Below are 19,038 nucleotides of genomic sequence, written 5' to 3'. Positions count from 1 at the left end.
GCATTAGTCGCATACGTTATTCTGTAAATAGATCTCGATTGGGATCAGATTGCTCAGCCCATTCTGGATCTAATTCGCGTTTTTCAAAATAAATTTGCAAACCATTAAAGTAAGTAAATGCCGTTAACTCTGACTCTTTGCCAAAATGTTCAAAAAACATATCTTCATGCTCAGCTAACTCAACAAGCGTTTGAATACCACGCTCTAATGCCCATTGAATAGCATGTGGTGCAATAATCGTGCGATACAGCATTAATTGTTTAATATCAGCCAATGCAACTTTGCGTCGTTCTTTGATTGAACGGTGTGAAACTTGTGCATTCGCCTGTTCTTCTGCCAATAACGCCCGTAAACTCGCTAAACTTGATTCACGTTCTGCTGCTGAATAACCATAAGTGGTTTTACAAAAACGTAAGGCATAAGTCATTTTTTCACGCCCCACCAGCTCAATAACTTGCTCTAAATAAGGCTGGGGAATCGCATATAAAGCGGCTAACTGCGTTACTGCATGGTTTAAACTGGTGAAGATAATGCCATCATATTCAAATTGAAATGTCGTTGTCACATCATAGCAAGGCAAACCATCAATATTGATCGGCCATCCCGCGTAATTGACTCGCTCCTTAGCAATTTCAAACATTTTCCAACCACTAAGACGAAAACCTTCTAGTGCTTTACCATCCATTTCAGATGATTCAAGTTCTTCTTTAGTCCAATTGACACCAATTTGAAGATGCTTATGGTATTTCTTATGCAGTTGTTGTTTCACTTTGTCGCGTAGTAAATCCAAACTACTGACCTTTACTGCATTAGCAAAAGCAAAACACTCTTGGCAACACGGCAACATAATCGGTAAGGATTGATTATCATAATTTGGGACAGCCATAAAAGCATGACTATCAAAATACGGTTCACCGCAAAACCAGCAGGTATGACGGTAATCAAAAGGCACATCAATATTATGGTATGAAGAAGTCATTTATCTGCTATTAATAAGTTAAAATACGCTGAGTATTATGCAAAGACTGCCACTCAACAACAAGGTTATTTGTGACGAAGGTTATTCGTCATTTTATCGGCTAACTGTTGAAAGACCGCTATCTCATCGAGACTAATATTTGTTGTAATTTTTTCCTGCATTGTATTATCAATCACAGTCAACTGTTTGACAATCTCCATCCCACTATCAGTAATGCATAAGTATGAACTCCGCTTATCTATTGGGTTAGCTATCTTAGTAATTAATTCTTTATCTATTAATGTGTTAACTAAACGTGTGATTTGTGCTTTATCCCGTTCTAACACTGTTGCTATATCAACGGCAGTACATGGCGTCATTTTATGAATAATCTTAATCACTCGAACATGCATCGGTGTTATCCCCAGATCAAGGTGTTCAATCTGCTCATGTAATTGACGCTTTAATGCATGTACCAATTGAAATAAATTATCTAACGTTTTGTTATTTGCCATTACATTTCCTTTAAATCCAATATCACATAGTTGACAAGATCAACTAAAATCAAATATAGTTGATATTATCAATCATATTTGGCGTTATTTCAAATAAGGATACAATTATGTCTAATAAAAAAAACTACCGAATTACCATTGAAGAAATAGAAGGTCAATCACCTACTCCTCAAACTCTACTATTTGAGTTTCAAGACAGGGAAGATCTGTTTAAGATTGTTGAAAACTTAAAGAAAGGCAGTGAATTAGATGCAACACAAGCAATAAGAGTCGGTGTCGCTCTACGATTATTGGGGCCTGTTATGATGATGAACCACAAACATCCGCTTTTTGCTGATTTTATGCCCCACTTTAAAACCTTTATGCAATCACTAAAAAATACAGTCAAACAATCATTGCTACTACAACAGCAATACCGAGACTAAGTTGCACATAATATTAAAATGCTCATTAATTAATGTCGCAGTGATCTGAATATTGATTTTATTCTCTTGCTAATGATCCTTTTTTAAATACACTCGCGCGACATTTATTTTGTCCGTGATCTTTACATGAAAAAACTGATAGTTAGCTCAATGTTAGCCTCAACACTACTATTAAGTGGCTGTGTCACTTTCCCTACCACAGAATCAACCAACGTTGATGTCATTTGGGATGATGTAAAAGCCATAGAGAATTGTGAGCGCTTAGGGATTGTATATGGCTCAGAAGGCCATTTTTATGACTATTGGTTCCATGCTGATAAAGACATGCTATGGGGAACAATAAATCAAATGCGTATAAAAGCTGCCGCATTAGGTGCAAATACAATATATCTCTATCAACCGCTAGGGTTCTCTAGCTCTGTTACTATGTTTGCTAATGCTTATCTATGCCAGCAACCAAAAGCGACTTCAGCTATCAAGCTGGAAGTGATGCCTAACACTAAATAACGATATAACAGTTATTGATTTCGTACTCTGGTGCCAGATTTTACATTTAGGCCAGCCATTGTTGTTAATGACTGGCCTAATGTTAGCTAAGGCTTCTGTAATAACACCGCTGTAATGTCTTGAGCATCATGACGTTCAGGTAGTTGTTCCCATACTTCACTATTATGGCTGTCCTTTATTTTTTCTTATTCTATTCTTTATTCTTTTGTTTACTTTTACACTTTAGCTTGGCTTTTTCTGATTAAATATTAACCGCCTATTAAATTTAATACTAATTCGCACCGTTATCACAATTACATACTTGTAGTATGGGGGCATAAAGCGGTAAAATATGTGCCCTATTTTAGTCATGAGAATGTTTAATGTCAGAACAGAAGCGAAAGGCCCTCAAGAAAATAGCAAAATGCCTTGAGTTGGGTAATTCAGCAAATGTGAACGAAGCAGCCCAAGCCATTCGTATGGCTCACCGCCTCATGCTTAAATATGGTCTAGAAAAAGACGATATTGAATTCATTAAAATGGGCAAAACCAAATCAAAAACATTATTACCAACGGATATTAGTTCTCAGATTCTAAAAATTATTCGTGGTATTAATCGTCGCTTTGGGGTCGAGTGTGTTCTTACTAATTACAAAGGCTTAAAACAAGCAGAGTTTATCGGTACTGCTGAACGCGCTATTTTTGCAGCTTTTGCCTTTGATATTGTTTATCGCGAAATGAACCAACAAACAGGCCAATTCCGTAATAGCTTTGCTGGAACAGGTACGAGTACATCAGAAGTTACTCGTCGCGTATCATCATTTCTTGCAGGATGGCTTGAAGGCGCATTAGAAAAGCTACCAGTATTAAACACAGATGATGATCACGACCAGCGTATGGCAAACTACATTGATAAGCAGTTTGAAAATCTAGATCGTGAAACCTTTAAAAAGCAACTTCAAGAAGCAATGAAAGCACTGACTGACGACTATGAAAAAGGCATGAAAAAGGGCCGTTCTATCTCAGTTAGCCGTCCTGTTGGTGGCACCAGCGCTCAACAAGAACTCAAACGCTTAAACTAAATTTATCGTTTCTGAACAAAAAAGTCGCTTCTGCGGCTTTTTTTATAAATATTGCTTATCGTAACCAGTAATAGCAATAAAGACTGCATTATTTATTTCTAGTTAAAAGATGCTAATTGAACAATAAAAGCACCATTAAACTTACCTTATTAGTATCTAATCGTAGCTTTTTGAACAAGTCGTTTAAAAAAACAGCAAAAGAACCAGTTTCAATGTAAGAACATCAAAGAAGTGGGATTTATCTCTCATTTTTGTGATAGAATGAATCAAAATCCCTTATTTCTATAGCCTTTAGACATGAAATTTCCTGGTCAACGTAAGTCAAAGCATTACTTCCCCGTCAATGCTCGCGATCCATTGGTTGTTCAAATTCAACAAGAAAACCCACTAGCTAAATCACATCTTGTTGGCGTAGGTCAAACGATTGTGGATATTGAAGCGCGCGTCGATGATGACTTCTTAGCCAGACATGCTCTAAGTAAAGGCCATTCTTTAGTTCTTGATGAAGATAAAGCTGAATTACTGTATCAAGAACTAAAAGAACGTAAACTAATCAGCCATGAATACCCTGGCGATACCATTGGTAATACGTTACATAACTACTCTGTTCTTGCTGATGATAAGTCAATTCTGCTTGGTGTAATGAGCAAAGATCTTCAAATTGGCTCTTACGCGTATCGTTACCTTTGTAATACATCTAGCCGTATTGATCTTGATTATCTACAACCTGTATGTGGTCCTATTGGTCGTTGCTACACGTTAATCACAAAAGATGGTGAACGTACTTTTGCGATCAATGAAGGACAAATGAACCAATTACGTCCTGAAAGCATTCCTGAATGTGCATTTAAGCAAGCTTCTGCATTAGTGTTATCTTCTTACTTGGTTCGCGGTAAACCAACCGACCCAATGAAAGACGCAGCACTGAAAGCCATTGAATTTGCGAAAAAGAATAATGTTCCTGTAGTACTGACCCTTGGTACTAAATACGTGATTGAAGATAAACGTGAGTGGTGGATTGAATTCATCAAAGAACACGTTACTTGTATCGCGATGAATGAAGAAGAAGCTGAAGCACTGACAGGCGAAAAAGATCCATTAATGGCTGCTGATAAAGCGTTAGAATGGGTTGATATGGTTTTATGTACCGCGGGTCCTGCTGGTCTTTACATGGCAGGTTATACTGATGATGAGCTAAAACGCGAATCAACACTGCCACTATTGCCCGGTCGTATTCCTGAATTTAATAAATATGAATTCAGTCGTCCAATGGCTAAAGCTGATTGCATCAACCCTGTACGTGTTTACTCGCACATCTCCCCTTACCTTGGTGGACCGATGGAGATAAAAAACACTAATGGTGCTGGTGATGCGGCGTTATCAGCCCTACTACATGATATGTCAGCTAACCGTTTCCATAAAATCAATGTTCCAAATTCAGCTAAACATACTGCACAGTTCTTGTCTTACTCTTCGTTCTCACAAATTTGCCAATACTCAAACCGCGTGAGCTATGAAGTGCTAATTCAACATGCTCCTCGTCTTTCACATGGTTTACCTGAACGTGAAGACTGTTTAGAAGAAGCTTACTGGGAACGTTAATCAATACTGATTACCTTTTTCTAAAAAAGAGCGAATTATCGCTCTTTTTTTATATCTCTATTTTGCTATAAATATTCCTCAGCTAATTATTCATCCTCCTTTCTGTAATGTATTGATATGCATAAATAAAGATAAAAAACACACCTAATAATAGTCATTTTTGGTGACTTTTCTGTCATATTTTCTATCAAATAACAAATTTTAACTACATCACATCATCGATATTCAATGAACAACAAACTGTGATCAAGTTAAAGAAAAATGTTTTCACTGCTACATTTTAGTAAAACTTTTACTAAAATCCATTCCATGTTAACTAACTCTATTGCTTTAGTACGCTGAGTTAGTCATTTATTTCTCGCATCTATTGATAACCTACTTACTTCTAGTCTACGTTATCATCGATCTGATTCATGGAGGATATTATGTCTGAATCTATGCGCGGTACGATTGGAAAGTTTGCTCTATTGTCAATGACATTTGCAGCTGTATTCAATGTCCGTAATATCGTTAACAACAACATTGAATTAGGGTTAAGCTCAGCACCTATTTTTCTTTTTGCTACACTCGTTTATTTCATTCCTTTTGTTTTCATTATTGCTGAATTTGTCTCTGCCAATAAAAACTCTGAATCAGGTATGTATGATTGGATCAAAAAACCGCTAGGTACCAAAGCGGCTTACATGGGTTCATTTTTATACTGGTTCGTAAATCTATTCTGGTTTATCTCATTGTTACCTAACGTTATTGCTTACGCTTCTTATGCCATGCTTGGTTATGAATATGCGTTCTCGCCAATGGTAACTTCAATGATTTCAATTGTTTTATTTGCGGCTGCTACACATATTTCAACCAAGGGCGCATCATGGTTAGGTAAAATTTCGGAAATCGTTGCTTACGGTGTCTTCGCCCTGTTTGCTGTTTATGTTATCGGTGCCTTAATGGCATTAAATGGTAATGCGCCGCCAGCTGAACCGATTACACTTGAAGCCATGACGCCAACTATTAACTGGGCAACATTGGGCATTATGTGCTGGATTTTCCAAGCAGCTGGCGGTGCAGAAACCGCAGCCGCTTACTTGAACGATGTTAAAGGCGGTCAAAAGTCGTTCATCAAAGTTATTATCGTAGCCGGTGTGCTTATTGGTAGCATGTATGCCATCGGCTCATTATTAGTTAACGTATTTGTGGCTCGTGGTGACTTAACCTATTCAGGTGGTATGGTTGAGATCTTCACTGGTATGGCACATTACTTTGATATCTCGGCACCATTAGTGGGTCGTTTTGTGGGTGTCGTACTCTTTATTGCCATGTTCGGTGCAATGATGATGTGGACAGCAGCACCGGTTAAAATTCACTTCTCTGAAATTCCGAAAGGTGTTTACGGTGAAAAAACAACCCAACTAAATGAACATGGTGTACCTGTACGCGCAGCATGGTGGCAATTTGGATTTGTATTAGTGATGCTAATCGCGAACGGTTTTGGTTCTGAGTCTGTTCAAGAAATGATGAGTACTGCAATTAACTTAACTGCGGGCACAGCAATGTTACCGCCAATCTTTATCATGGTGGCGTATTTTGTATTCCGTCTTAAGCATGATGATACTCCACGTGATTTCCGCATGGGTTCGCGACTGTTTGGTATGGGTATGGTGTCAGTACTGATTGTTATCTTTATGGTAAGTATGACAGCTTCTGCTTTCCCTCCGGGTGTTGATCTTATTAAGGCATTCTTTATCAACGTGTTTATGACCGCTGTATTTGCAGGATTAGCTTACTTGTGGATCTCTCGCTTTGAGAAAAAAGCAGCCAAAGCATCACCATCAGTAAAGACTAAAATTGCAACACAAACGCACTAATTAGACATACTCCCCCTAAAACAAAAGGCCGCTGCGGTTATCGCATCGGCCTTTTCATTTATAGAGGTTGTATTACTACTCAATTAAGTGACTAGCACTCATTAATCGCATTACGAACCCGCTTATCAGAAATCGGATAAGGTGTTCCTAACTGTTGAGCAAAGAAACTTACACGTAGCTCTTCTATCATCCAGCGAATTTCTTTCACTTTATCAGGTACAGGTTGACCTTTAGGGATCTTGTTTAACAACTCGTTATAGTCATTAACTACTGATTCAATCTTTAGAATATGAACCCGATCTTTATTAGGATCAATCGGCAGTTTTTCCATACGACGTTCAATAGCACGCATGTAACGTAAAATATCAGGTAACCGTTTCCAACCACACTCAGTCGCAAAGCCTTTAAATATTAAACTTTCAATTTGTGCTTTAATGTCTGACATTGCAAACGCCATACGTAAATCAATTCGGCCTTTTAAACGCTTAGAAATATTAAATGCCGTTGTTAGAATAGCTTCGACTTGCTTAGCAATCTCAACCACAGTATCGCCAAGTTCTGCGCGAACATATTCTTTTAGTGCTTCAAACGTTTCCGGCTGCCAAGCTAAGCCGCCCTTTTGTTCGATAAGTTTATCAATACCACATGCAATGCAGTCATCGATCAAATCAAGCACACGCCCATACGGGTTAAAGTACAAACCTAACTTCGATTTATTCGGTAAGTTTGCATGCAAGTATTTAATCGGTGACGGTACGTTTAATAAAATCAAACGACGTTGGCCCGCTTGCATAGCATTATGCTGTTCTTCTTCTGTTTCAAACAGCTTGATACCAACAGAGTCTTTGTTATCTGTTAACGCAGGGAACGCTTTAACTTCAAAACCACCACGCTTTTGTTGGTAACGCTCAGGCAATGCACCAAAGCTCCATGTTTTTAAACCTTCTTGCTCAATATCATCATCAGCCACTTGCGATAAGGTCTCTTGTACCTTCTCTTTCAAGTTTTCTTTTAAGCCATAGATATCTTTGCTTTCACGTAACTTACGGTTGCGATGATCAACTGCACGATAGGTGATTTTAAGGTGATCAGGGATCTGATCTAAATTCCAATCTTCGCGCACTAAAGTTACGCCACTCATTCGCTTCAACTCTTTCTCAAGAGCATCAAGTAATGGCATTTCCATTGGCTTAACACGCGCAAGAAATGCATCTGCATAGTTAGGTGCAGGAACAAAGTTACGGCGTAACGGTTTAGGTAATGATTTAATTAATGCAATCACTAATTCCTGACGTAAACCCGGAATTTGCCAATCAAAGCCATCTGGTTTCACTTGATTTAAAATTGCTAACGGCACATGAACCGTCACACCATCGTTATCTTCACCCGGCTCAAACTGATAACTTAATTTAAGCTTCAAGTTTCCTTGATGCCAGAAATTAGGATAATCAAGATCCGTTACATGGCTTGCATCACCACGGAAAAGCATTTCACGTTCAAAGTTAAGCAGCTCTGGGTTTTCTTTTGAGGCTTTTTTCCACCAGCTATCAAAATGACGTCCAGAGGTAACTTGTAAATCAATACGTTGATCGTAGAAATTAAACAGTTCATCATCATCAATCAAAATATCGCGACGACGAGATTTATGCTCAAGCTCTTCCACTTCACGTAATAGCTTACGGTTTTGTTGATAGAACTTATGTTTAGTTTCCCAATCACCTTCAACTAATGCTGAACGAATAAATATTTCACGTGATAACGCGGGATCAATATTACCGTAGTTAACTTTACGCTTACCTACAACAGGAATACCGTAAAGAGTGACTTTCTCAAACGCATGCACTGCGGCTGATTTTTTCTCCCAATGCGGTTCACTGTAACTACGCTTGATCAAATGTTCAGCTAATGGCTCTACCCATTCTGGCTGAATTTTGGCACCAATTCGCCCCCATAAACGTGAGGTTTCAACCAGTTCAGCCACCATTACCCATTTAGGCTGTTTCTTGAAAATGCCAGAGCCCGGGAAGATATTAAAGCGAGCATTACGCGCACCTTGATATTCATTCTTCTCTTGATCTTTCATACCGATATGAGATAGCAAACCACTCAACAATGCGATATGAATGCCGTCATAGCTGGCTTCATTACCGTTCATTTTTAACTCAAGCTCTTTGACGACTTGGTTAACTTGGTAATAAATATCTTGCCACTCACGAATGCGTAAATAGTTTAAATATTCTTTCTTACACAAACGACGGAAATGATTATTAGATAATTCTTTCTGTTGTTCTTGAATGTAATCCCATAGATTCACAAACGTGACAAAATCAGAATCTTTATCGTAAAAACGACGGTGCTTTTCATCTGACTGTTGTTTTTTATCTGATGGGCGCTCACGCGGATCTTGAATAGACAACGCACAAGCAATGATCATCACTTCACGTAACGAACCTGTTTTAGGCGCTTCTAATACCATACGCGCCAAACGCGGATCGATAGGCAAACGGGCTAACTGACGACCAAGATTTGATAAACGCTTACGTGGATCGGTCGCTTTAGGGTTAATTGCCCCTAATTCTTCTAGCAGACGAATACCATCTTGAATGTTGCGATTATCTGGCGCTTCAACAAATGGAAAGGCTTGAATATCACCCAAACCAATCGCTGTCATTTGTAGAATAACTGACGCTAAGTTAGTACGTAGAATTTCTGGATCAGTAAATTCTGGGCGTGATAAGAAATCATCCTCAGAATATAAACGAATACAGATACCTTCTTGCACACGACCACAACGACCCATCCGCTGATTGGCACTCGCTTGTGAAATCGCTTCAATCGGTAAACGTTGTACTTTAGTGCGGTAACTATAACGACTAATACGCGCAGTACCGGGATCGATAACGTATTTAATGCCAGGTACAGTTAACGAGGTTTCCGCTACGTTGGTCGAAAGAACAATTCGACGACCATTATGCGATTGGAATACTCTATTCTGTTCATTGGCTGATAATCGTGCATACAATGGCAAAATTTCAGTATGACGTAAATTACGCTTTTCTAATGCATCAGCGGTATCACGAATTTCACGCTCACCATTCATGAAGATTAGAATGTCGCCCATGCCTTCATCGCACAGTTCATCAACTGCATCAAAAATAGCATCAAGCTGATCGCGATCGGTATCATCACCATCTTCAACCACTGGACGGTAACGCACTTCCACAGGGAAAGTACGCCCTGATACTTCAATAATAGGCGCATTATTAAAGTGCTTTGAAAAACGCTCAGGATCGATGGTTGCCGAGGTAATAATAACTTTTAGATCTGGACGCTTAGGCAATAATTCACGTAAGTAACCCATGATAAAGTCGATGTTCAGACTACGTTCGTGGGCTTCATCGATAATGATGGTGTCATATTGACTTAAAAAACGGTCGTGCTGAATTTCAGCCAGCAAAATACCGTCAGTCATTAACTTAACGTGACTACGCTCAGAGACTTGATCGTTAAATCGTACTTTATAACCAACATGTGAACCTAGCTCACACTCCATTTCCTCAGCAATACGCGTAGCAACAGAGCGTGCAGCTAGACGACGTGGCTGAGTATGACCAATCATACCGTGAGTACCACGACCAAGTTCTAGACAGATTTTAGGTAACTGAGTGGTTTTACCTGAACCTGTTTCACCAGCCACAATAACCACTTGGTTATGTTTAATCGCTTCTGCAATATCGTCTTTTTTCTGACTAACGGGCAACTGAGCAGGATAAATGATTTTAGGGCGATGATTTCGGCGTAATTCCACCGTCTGCATTGATTTAGCAATATCTAACGCAATTTCATCAAATACGGCATGCTTTGATTTTTCATTTTTAATTCTTGATGCGCCTTGTACACGTTTGTGTAGACGAAAACGATCGCGCATCATGCAATCTTTAATCGCAGACTTTAATGTTTTTTCATTATTTAACACGTCTGCTTGAGTTTGATTCGACTGACTCAATGTAATTCCTGTCTTTTCAATGACTAATTAATACCGATCATTCAAATACAACAATATACTCGGTATAACTTGGCGATTCGAAATTTTGTTAATTCTATCACAAATGAAACGGTGTGAGATCCGCTTAAAAGACAATTACTCACAACGCCCTAATCAGCCATAAAAAAAGCCCATTTGTTGGTATTCAAATGGGCAAATATTATGGATAAATAACGTGTTTACAAACAATTACGCCGATACTAATACTTGGTCGGTATCATTAATTAAATTCGCTAACCACTTACGACCACGAATACGGTAAGTCGTCAGAGCAACTTTCACCACTTCTTCTGCTAAAATGGCGACTAGCACCCAATGTAAAGGCCAGCCTAAAAAGATTCCAGTAAAAATAGCCAAAGGAATACCTACGCCCCACTGACCGAACAAGTCAATAAAAATACTGAATTTTATATCACCACCACTGCGTAACACGCCGCCAATACCCACCATGTTAAACACTTTCAAAAATAGCCCAAGTGCAAGCACCATAGTGACATTTAATGACATGGCTAAGTTTGGCGTATCTGCTCGTTGAAGCCATATACTTACAGTGTCACTGGCTAGCCAAATTGAAATACCAAGCACAAAGGCCATTGATACACTCAGTCCAATAAAAAACCATGATTGATGCCAAGCACGTTGGTAATTCTCAGCGCCCAGCTCATGACCTAAAATAGTTGAGGCAGCAACAGCAAAACCAATAAAGGCTGAAATAAGTACGCCTTCAATCGGAGATAATAAACTGATAATCGCAAGCTCTGTAACACCTAACTGAGCAAAAATAAAACTGTAAACTAAAACCCCCATCGCCCAGCCAGCATCATGAATAATCATTGGCAAAGCAATCGCAAAATAACGTTTACGGGCCTGTGGTGTTTTGGCCGCATCAATATCCGTTGCTAACGGCAGAATTTCACGATGACGGTAATAAGTAACAGCTAATAAAATCACGGATTGAATACCACGTGAAATCGTTGTACCTAACGCTGCTCCAGCAACACCCATTTCAGGAAAACCGTATAAACCAAAAATCAATAATGCATTTAAGGTTGCGTTTAATAATACCGCCACTAAGCCGACATACGTTGGCATTTTTGCTTCGCCAACAGCACGTAAAGCCGCCTCTAATGGCACCACAATCGCGGTAAAAATAATGCTCCAGCCACAGACATACAAATAATCTTTAGCATGAATAATAAAATCAGCTTGATCGCTAATCACACTCACAATTTGCTGTGGAAACAATCGATAGATAATCGCAAAAGGTAATGTAAAAACAATAGCACACACCCAAGATTGCAATAAGGTACGACGCACGCCATCCATTCTCCCAGCACCAAAATATTGCGCAGCTAAAACGCCAACGGCACCACTAACACCAACCACCAGCAATAAGTTAAAAAAGAAAATGCGATTGCCAATCCCTACCGCAGCCACGGCAGACTCACCCAATTTTGACACCATCAGTACATCAACTAGACCCAGTAATGCAAACAACATTGACTGCATCGAAACGGGTAATGCTAACCGCCACGTTTTTTCCCAAAAATTTTTATCTGCTGATGTGCGCCATGTCGTCATAGTTAACTACTCAATTAACGGTTACCTTGTGACAATGATCATACCTAGTGTTATTAATTTACGGTTATTCTAAGCAATCAAAAACGTTTGCCAAACTATCAACTTTAAGAAAATAAGGACATTTAAATGGCATGGTTTGAACATTTAAATATTTCACCACGGTGCCAATCAATCATTATTGACCAAGTCCAATCATTAGCCTTGGAACAAAAACATATCATTCAATGTGGCATTAATTATGGTAAAGAGGCTTTTACTATTTATCGGCGTAATCCTGATATGCACATGCTGCTATTTACCATTAAAGGCCGTGGAATACTTAACACTCCAGCTAAAAAATGGGATTTACAGCCTGATCATGTGATTTATGTACCACCAGGATATGAGAATGGATTTGATATTAATCCAAACGACAACCCCGATCTTATCTGGGATATGGCATGGATAATGTTAGAACAACATAGCTATTGGGATCAGCGTTTACCCCATGAGATAACGTATTCACCAACCCAATCAGGATCATTATTATTTCAAACTATCAATTGTCTTCAACAAGCTATCTGCTTGAACTATCCCCTTGCAGATCAGCTTTCAACTAATATTACTGAACAACTGTGCTTATTGATTACTAACCGTACATCGCCTCATTCGCCATTAGCGTTGCAACGTTTAGAACATGTATTTCAACATGCCAAACGACAATTACACCACCCATGGCAAGTAAAAGATCTTGCAGCATTGTATCCCTGCTCTGAACCTCATTTATACCGCTTATGTCAGCAATATTATAGCCAAGCTCCCATGGGACATTTAGCTCATTTACGCATGGAACATGCTGCTGGCTTATTAACGATGACTTCATGGCCGATTCAACATATCAGTGATTTTTGCGGTTATCCAAATCCAACCAATTTCAGTACTCGTTTTAAAATCTGGAGTTCATTTAGTCCACGGCAATTTAGAACTCGATTTCAGAATAAATCTTGAACAATGATGCAGTTAATTAGTAAGCATCATTTATTTTATTTTCTATCGAAGACTTATATCGGTTAAGCTTATAGCTATAAGATAAATAAGATTTAAATACTTCGTGCGATTAAAGGGATCCATCATGCCAAATTGTTTTGCTTACTGTTATCTACTCAATAGCGATCATTCCAAACCAGCACTGACCCTTGATAAAATTAATAACTGGCAGCCCAGTGACGGGTTACTTTGGTTACATCTAAACTTTAATCAACCACAAGCACAACAGTGGATACAACAAAGTAACCTTCCTGACATCGAAAAAGACTCACTGATTAATGATCGTGATCGCCCACGTCTAAATCAAACCAAAGATGGCTTTTTCTTAGCCTTACGTGGTATCGACATTAATAAAAAGACACAAAATAAACCGTCAGATAAAATGTTATCTATTCGTGGTTATTTTACTAAAAATATTATTATTACCACTTCAGACCAACCTGTTATTGCAATTTCTCGTATCGCTGATCATATTGAAGGCGGCTTTGGCCCAACAACGATTGGTAACTTTATTTTAAGCTTATGTGATCATTTGGTTAGTCGTAAAATGCAGGCTATTGACAACCTTGATGAACAATTAACAGAGCTTGAAGAGCAAGTCATGACCGATAGCGATATGAATTTACGTAATAATATCGCAGTATTACGTCGTGAAACGGTAAAGTTACGCCATTCAATGACACCTCAACGGGATGCTTTGGCGAAATTAATTACTATTGATACTTCACTACTTTCTGTAGCTGAACGTCAAAAAATTCATGAGGTTAACGAGAAAATCAGTCATGCGGTTGAAGATCTTAATGCTATTCGTGAACGAGCCAATGTAACTCAAGAAGAACTCATGAGCTTACAATCAGAAACCTTAAATCAGCGGCTTTATTTCCTCTCTTTAATCACGACTGTTTTCTTACCTCTTGGCTTTCTCACCGGTTTATTTGGCGTCAACCTTGATGGAATTCCTGGCGCTGAAGATCATTTATCATTTTCAATCTTTTGTGGATTATTAGTTGGAGTATTAATATTACAACTAGCGTTATTTTATCGCCGCAAATGGATATAACAGATAAAACTGCAAACGTATTTTTAGTGACTTTTATTTTTATCTCGTATAGATATAAACTTAACACTGGTTATACGCAATTATCATCAAAATAAGGGCCACAATGTTTTCAACATTACGAACTTTGTTTAGACAAGTTATGAATGAAAGTGCAAGCGCGGGCGCAGTAGACACGCCAGCACTAAACTTAGCGATGGCTTCATTATTATGTGAAGTGGCGAATGCCGATCATGATCGTGATCCACGTGAAGAACAGGCTAAAACTCAATTGTTAATTAAGCTGCTTGATATTACAGAAGAACAGGCAACAATATTACTTGGCCAAGCGCAAGAACAAAGCCAAAATTCCGTGTCTTTATACGAATTCACCAATAAATTACGTGAATTATCACAACCACAACGTTATCAATTAATAGAAGCGATGTGGCAAGTTGCCTATGCCGACGGCGTAATTGATCCTTTAGAGGAAGCTGTGATCAGACAAGTATCTGATTTGATCTATTTAGATCACTCTGAATATATTCGTGCCAAGCTCAATGCTGGAAAATTAGCTTCATAGTATAATGATGGATTAAGTTTAACTACTCACTCATTAACAAAACAAGACCACTGTAGATATCTTCTATCGTGGTCTTGTTAGATAAGCAGAACTTACAAATACAAATACAAATAATGATTAGTGAATATCAATTATTCTGCTAGCTTTCTTATATTTAATCCGCCAACCTTGCCAACGCGGTAACTCCCACCGTTTAGGATCTTGTTTACGATTTCCATGAAGATAATGCGCAATCACTGTTTTCCGATTGATCTGATACTCAATACGAAGCTCGAAATCATTTAAATTTACACTGTGTGGATACTGATTATCAAACTCTTCACGTTCCCATTCAGGAATACCATCAAATACAAAATCATCAGCACTAAATAAAGCAATATCGTCAATCGTTTCAATTCCAAGATCTGCGATCTGCTGTGATAACCATAGTGTCATATCCACTATTTCAGGCTTTCGCTGACAAACATCGGCTTGGTAACGACCTAAACCAAGGTACAAATTCCATTGGTGTATATCTGTGGTTAAGCGTGCCGCTAATCCAGCTAAAACGTCATTAGCTAAAATCAAATCAACGATAGCAGTACTGGCTGCTGCACCGCTAACGTCTTGCCATTGAGTATCAATCACTCGCCCTGCATAGACTCGTTCTATCGTTGTTTGAAAATGACCTTCACTTGTTTCTACAGTTTGTCCTTGCTGATTTTCACCAAGATCCAGTGCCATTATTTGTGACAGCGTCACAGGTGCAACACAAGTTGCTAATACTAAATTTTGCTTAACACCTTTACCAGGTAAAGCAAATTGATCAAAGACGATCGCAGCTTCTGTTGCTTGATCGTGTTCAATGCCAAATAAGGTATCTCGACTGAGCATGACTTCATTAAAACCATTACCCAATGCTTGTCGACGCCGCTCACGACGCACATAAACCAGCTCAGGCACTGCTGCCATAACGGCTTCAATCCATGGCTGACGACGAAATGCACTAGCAGCTTCAAGTTGAGGAAGTTGCAACACTTCTCGCATTTTTGCAGCTAATAATCGCGCCTCTGCTCGCATATTATCATCAACGGTTAACCATTCAGGAATAACGTCTGCCCGCACAATTTTAATTAATGCGGTTGCATCACAATATTGCTGTCCTAACCATACAAACAAGGCTTGCTGATCATGCTCTGATTTAGGTGGCTGCCACAATTTTTGCGGAATGGATAACGCTGCCGCTAAATCTACCATCGCTTCTTGATGGCGTCGTTCTGGCATCGCAGTTATTAAATGGGCAAATAAACTATCAATAGGTAACTGATATAGACTGCGACCATAATCAGTCACAACTTCATCGTCCGTTACCGCCTTCATCGCAAGTAATGCTTGAAATGCACTTGCCAACGTTTTTTCTGGTAAAGGATCAATAAATGTCAATTGTGAAAATTTAGCATCACAGCATAAAGCCGCTAAATACGGTTCAACTAACTCTTCACGTTGTAATTCTGCTGGTGTTAATCGCTCTAACGGCGCAGCTTTGCCATATAAACGCAGGCAAACGCCATCTTTGACTCGTCCTGCACGGCCTTTACGTTGCTCAGCACTGGCTTTTGATATCGAATGTAATGCTAATACAGTACGCCCATTACGCTGGTGGGTTCGGCGTTCTAACCCTGAATCAATAATGAGTGTAACACCAGGAATAGTCAGTGATGTTTCAGCAACATTAGTCGCTAAAATAATGCGTTGCTTCTCACTTGCCGTTAATGCCCGTTGGCGTTCATCATCGGTTACCGAAGCATGCAGTGGAATCACATCCATCTCACCCGTAGCAACTGCATCAGCAAAATAACGACTTAATACTTGCGCAGCCATTGTTATTTCTTTTCTACCTGGTAAAAAGACTAAAATGTCTTGATGATCACGGTAATGCTGCTTGATCAATTTAACTATCTGTTGATCTAAATGATCACCACTAGGCATGGTTTGAGTATCCGTCGCATGATGATAAACATCCACCATGAAATTACGCCCTGTCGCGTGCAGATGTGTGGCACCTAAATACGTCACTAAACGTTGGCTATCCATCGTCGCAGAGGTGGCAACTAGCCGATGGCTTTGGCGCTGTTTTAAAAGAGCGAGCAGTAAATCCGTATCCCAACGCCGTTCATGAAATTCATCAATGATCACCGTATCAAACAAAGCTAACTGATCATCACTTAACCAGCGTAATGCAACCCCAGGCGTTGCAAATACTACTTGTGTATCAGCATCAAAATGCTGTTCAAACCGAATCGCATAGCCCACTGTAATGCGCTGTGGATTAGCTTCAACTGTTGTTAAATATTCAGCTAATGATGTACAAGCTACCCGTCGCGGTTCAACGACTAACACTCGGCCTAACTCAGCGGCCCACAATGGTAAGCGGGTTGATTTTCCGGAACCTGTTTCTGCCTCAACAACAATATGCTGTTGAGATAGTGCAGCTAAAAAATCGGATTTAATTCTATCAATGGGTAGTGAAGCGTACATAATTCAATCTATTACTGATTCTGACTATATCATTGTGACAATATTCAGCGATGTTGTCATTGCACAGCTTTCATAGTTGCTGATTACATAAACAATCATCACTTAATTTCAGTAATTATGTCAGTTTATTCCCACAATAATTGACTTTTTGCTGTAACTCCCTAGCCTTACAGCATCAACTTATGGAGGCTGTGCCGCATGACTAGCAAAACCATTTTTAATCCTGAATTATGGGAAGCCGTTCCGGGCTTTAACTTTGAAGATATCACTTACCATCGCGCAAAAGCGCATGGAACAGTACGTATTGCCATTGATCGTCCTGATTGCTTAAACGCCTTTCGTCCTAAAACGGTCGATGAACTTTACACTGCACTTGATCACGCTCGTCAATGGTCAGATGTAGGTTGCGTATTAATTACAGGAAACGGTCCATCTCATAAAGGACAGTGGTCTTTCTCATCGGGTGGCGATCAACGTATTCGTGGCAAAGATGGCTACAAATACGAAGGTGCTGAAGAAGGCACGGCTGATGTTGCGCGTATGGGTAGATTACATATCCTTGAAGTACAACGTCTTATTCGCTTTATGCCAAAAGTAGTAATCGCGGTTGTACCTGGTTGGGCTGTTGGTGGTGGTCATAGTCTACATGTTGTTTGTGATTTAACTCTTGCCTCTAAAGAGCATGCTGTATTTAAACAAACTGATCCTGATGTTGCATCATTTGATTCTGGTTATGGCTCTGCATATTTAGCGAAGATGATCGGTCAAAAACGTGCTCGTGAAATCTTCTTCTGTGGTTTTAACTACAGTGCGCAAGAAGCTTATGACATGGGTATGGTGAACAAAGTGGTTGATCACTTTGAACTTGAAGAAGAAGCACTACGTTGGGCAAAAGAGATTAATAGTAAATCTCCAACAGCAATGCGTATGCTGAAATACGGCTTTAACTTACCTGATGATGGTCTTGTTGGTCAGCAATTATTTGCAGGTGAAGCAACTCGTTTAGCTTATGGCACAGCAGAAGCGCAAGAAGGTCGTGATGCTTTCCTAGAAAAACGCGATCAGGATTTCAGTAAATTCCCTTGGCATTATTGATTCCAATAACAAAAAAAAGTAACAAGATAAACTCGCTACATTAGCGATACAGACACTTGTCTCATCTTATAAATAAAAGCTCTTACTCAAGGGCTTTTATCTTTTAAAAACGATTCGTTATTGTAAAACACTGCTGTATTTTCACTTATTAACAAAATAAACATCAGAAACATGATCGCTTTCTCGAAATAAATCACTCTACCCTTTGAATTATGAGCAATGAAGTTC

Annotated in this window: 14 protein-coding genes; 9 read left to right on the top strand and 5 right to left on the bottom strand. The window is 39.2% G+C overall.

Going from position 1 to position 19,038, the window contains the following annotated elements; translation table 11 throughout:
* Positions 1-16: 16 nt before the first annotated feature.
* Positions 17-979, bottom strand: a complete 963-nt coding sequence (locus OC457_RS06830; RefSeq protein WP_080175217.1) for a hypothetical protein — start codon at positions 977-979, stop codon at positions 17-19.
* Between the two features lie 65 nt (positions 980-1,044).
* Positions 1,045-1,473 (bottom strand): MarR family winged helix-turn-helix transcriptional regulator, encoded by a 429-nt coding sequence (locus tag OC457_RS06825; RefSeq protein WP_080175218.1) that lies wholly within the window; start codon positions 1,471-1,473, stop codon positions 1,045-1,047.
* A 107-nt stretch (positions 1,474-1,580) separates the two neighbouring features.
* Here OC457_RS06825 and OC457_RS06820 point away from each other — a divergent pair, with 107 nt between their 5' ends.
* From OC457_RS06820 to OC457_RS06800, 5 genes are all read left to right on the top strand, one after another.
* On the top strand, positions 1,581-1,898 hold the full coding sequence (locus tag OC457_RS06820; protein ID WP_080175219.1) for a DUF3861 domain-containing protein: 318 nt from the start codon (positions 1,581-1,583) through the stop codon (positions 1,896-1,898).
* Positions 1,899-2,024: 126 nt separating this feature from the next.
* The gene (locus tag OC457_RS06815; protein WP_080175220.1) at positions 2,025-2,405 is read left to right on the top strand and encodes a DUF4156 domain-containing protein; all 381 of its coding nucleotides are present in this window, start codon (positions 2,025-2,027) and stop codon (positions 2,403-2,405) included.
* Positions 2,406-2,767: 362 nt separating this feature from the next.
* Positions 2,768-3,466: a DUF2786 domain-containing protein gene (locus tag OC457_RS06810; RefSeq protein WP_080175221.1), complete on the top strand. Its 699-nt coding sequence runs from the start codon at positions 2,768-2,770 to the stop codon at positions 3,464-3,466.
* A 297-nt stretch (positions 3,467-3,763) separates the two neighbouring features.
* The gene (locus tag OC457_RS06805; RefSeq protein WP_080175222.1) at positions 3,764-5,068 is read left to right on the top strand and encodes an inosine/guanosine kinase; all 1,305 of its coding nucleotides are present in this window, start codon (positions 3,764-3,766) and stop codon (positions 5,066-5,068) included.
* A 425-nt stretch (positions 5,069-5,493) separates the two neighbouring features.
* Positions 5,494-6,927: an amino acid permease gene (locus OC457_RS06800; protein WP_080175223.1), complete on the top strand. Its 1,434-nt coding sequence runs from the start codon at positions 5,494-5,496 to the stop codon at positions 6,925-6,927.
* Positions 6,928-7,018: 91 nt separating this feature from the next.
* Here the strand turns inward: OC457_RS06800 and hrpA are convergent, their stop codons facing one another.
* Positions 7,019-10,858 carry an ATP-dependent RNA helicase HrpA gene (hrpA, locus tag OC457_RS06795; RefSeq protein WP_235866954.1) on the bottom strand — a complete coding sequence of 1,280 codons (3,840 nt, stop codon included), beginning with the start codon at positions 10,856-10,858 and terminating at the stop codon, positions 7,019-7,021.
* Between the two features lie 303 nt (positions 10,859-11,161).
* The gene (locus OC457_RS06790) at positions 11,162-12,553 is read right to left on the bottom strand and encodes an MATE family efflux transporter (RefSeq protein WP_080175225.1); all 1,392 of its coding nucleotides are present in this window, start codon (positions 12,551-12,553) and stop codon (positions 11,162-11,164) included.
* Between the two features lie 126 nt (positions 12,554-12,679).
* Here OC457_RS06790 and OC457_RS06785 point away from each other — a divergent pair, with 126 nt between their 5' ends.
* From OC457_RS06785 to OC457_RS06775, 3 genes are all read left to right on the top strand, one after another.
* Positions 12,680-13,540: a helix-turn-helix transcriptional regulator gene (locus OC457_RS06785; RefSeq protein ID WP_080175226.1), complete on the top strand. Its 861-nt coding sequence runs from the start codon at positions 12,680-12,682 to the stop codon at positions 13,538-13,540.
* A gap of 124 nt (positions 13,541-13,664) precedes the next feature.
* On the top strand, positions 13,665-14,639 hold the full coding sequence (locus tag OC457_RS06780; protein ID WP_080175227.1) for a zinc transporter ZntB: 975 nt from the start codon (positions 13,665-13,667) through the stop codon (positions 14,637-14,639).
* A gap of 103 nt (positions 14,640-14,742) precedes the next feature.
* A complete protein-coding gene (locus tag OC457_RS06775) occupies positions 14,743-15,198 on the top strand; it encodes a tellurite resistance TerB family protein (RefSeq protein ID WP_080175228.1) in 456 nt (151 codons plus the stop codon).
* Positions 15,199-15,315: 117 nt separating this feature from the next.
* On the opposite strand, the gene OC457_RS06770 is transcribed toward OC457_RS06775, so the two are convergent.
* Positions 15,316-17,715, bottom strand: a complete 2,400-nt coding sequence (locus tag OC457_RS06770; protein ID WP_080175229.1) for a helicase-related protein — start codon at positions 17,713-17,715, stop codon at positions 15,316-15,318.
* Between the two features lie 198 nt (positions 17,716-17,913).
* On the opposite strand from OC457_RS06770, the gene OC457_RS06765 reads away from it, so the two are divergent.
* Positions 17,914-18,810 (top strand): 1,4-dihydroxy-2-naphthoyl-CoA synthase, encoded by an 897-nt coding sequence (locus tag OC457_RS06765; RefSeq protein WP_060998009.1) that lies wholly within the window; start codon positions 17,914-17,916, stop codon positions 18,808-18,810.
* The last annotated feature ends 228 nt before the right edge of the window (positions 18,811-19,038 follow it).

This window comes from Photobacterium toruni, from assembly GCF_024529955.1.
Taxonomy (GTDB): Bacteria; Pseudomonadota; Gammaproteobacteria; order Enterobacterales; family Vibrionaceae; genus Photobacterium; species Photobacterium toruni.
This window is presented reverse-complemented; position numbering and strand designations above follow the sequence as displayed.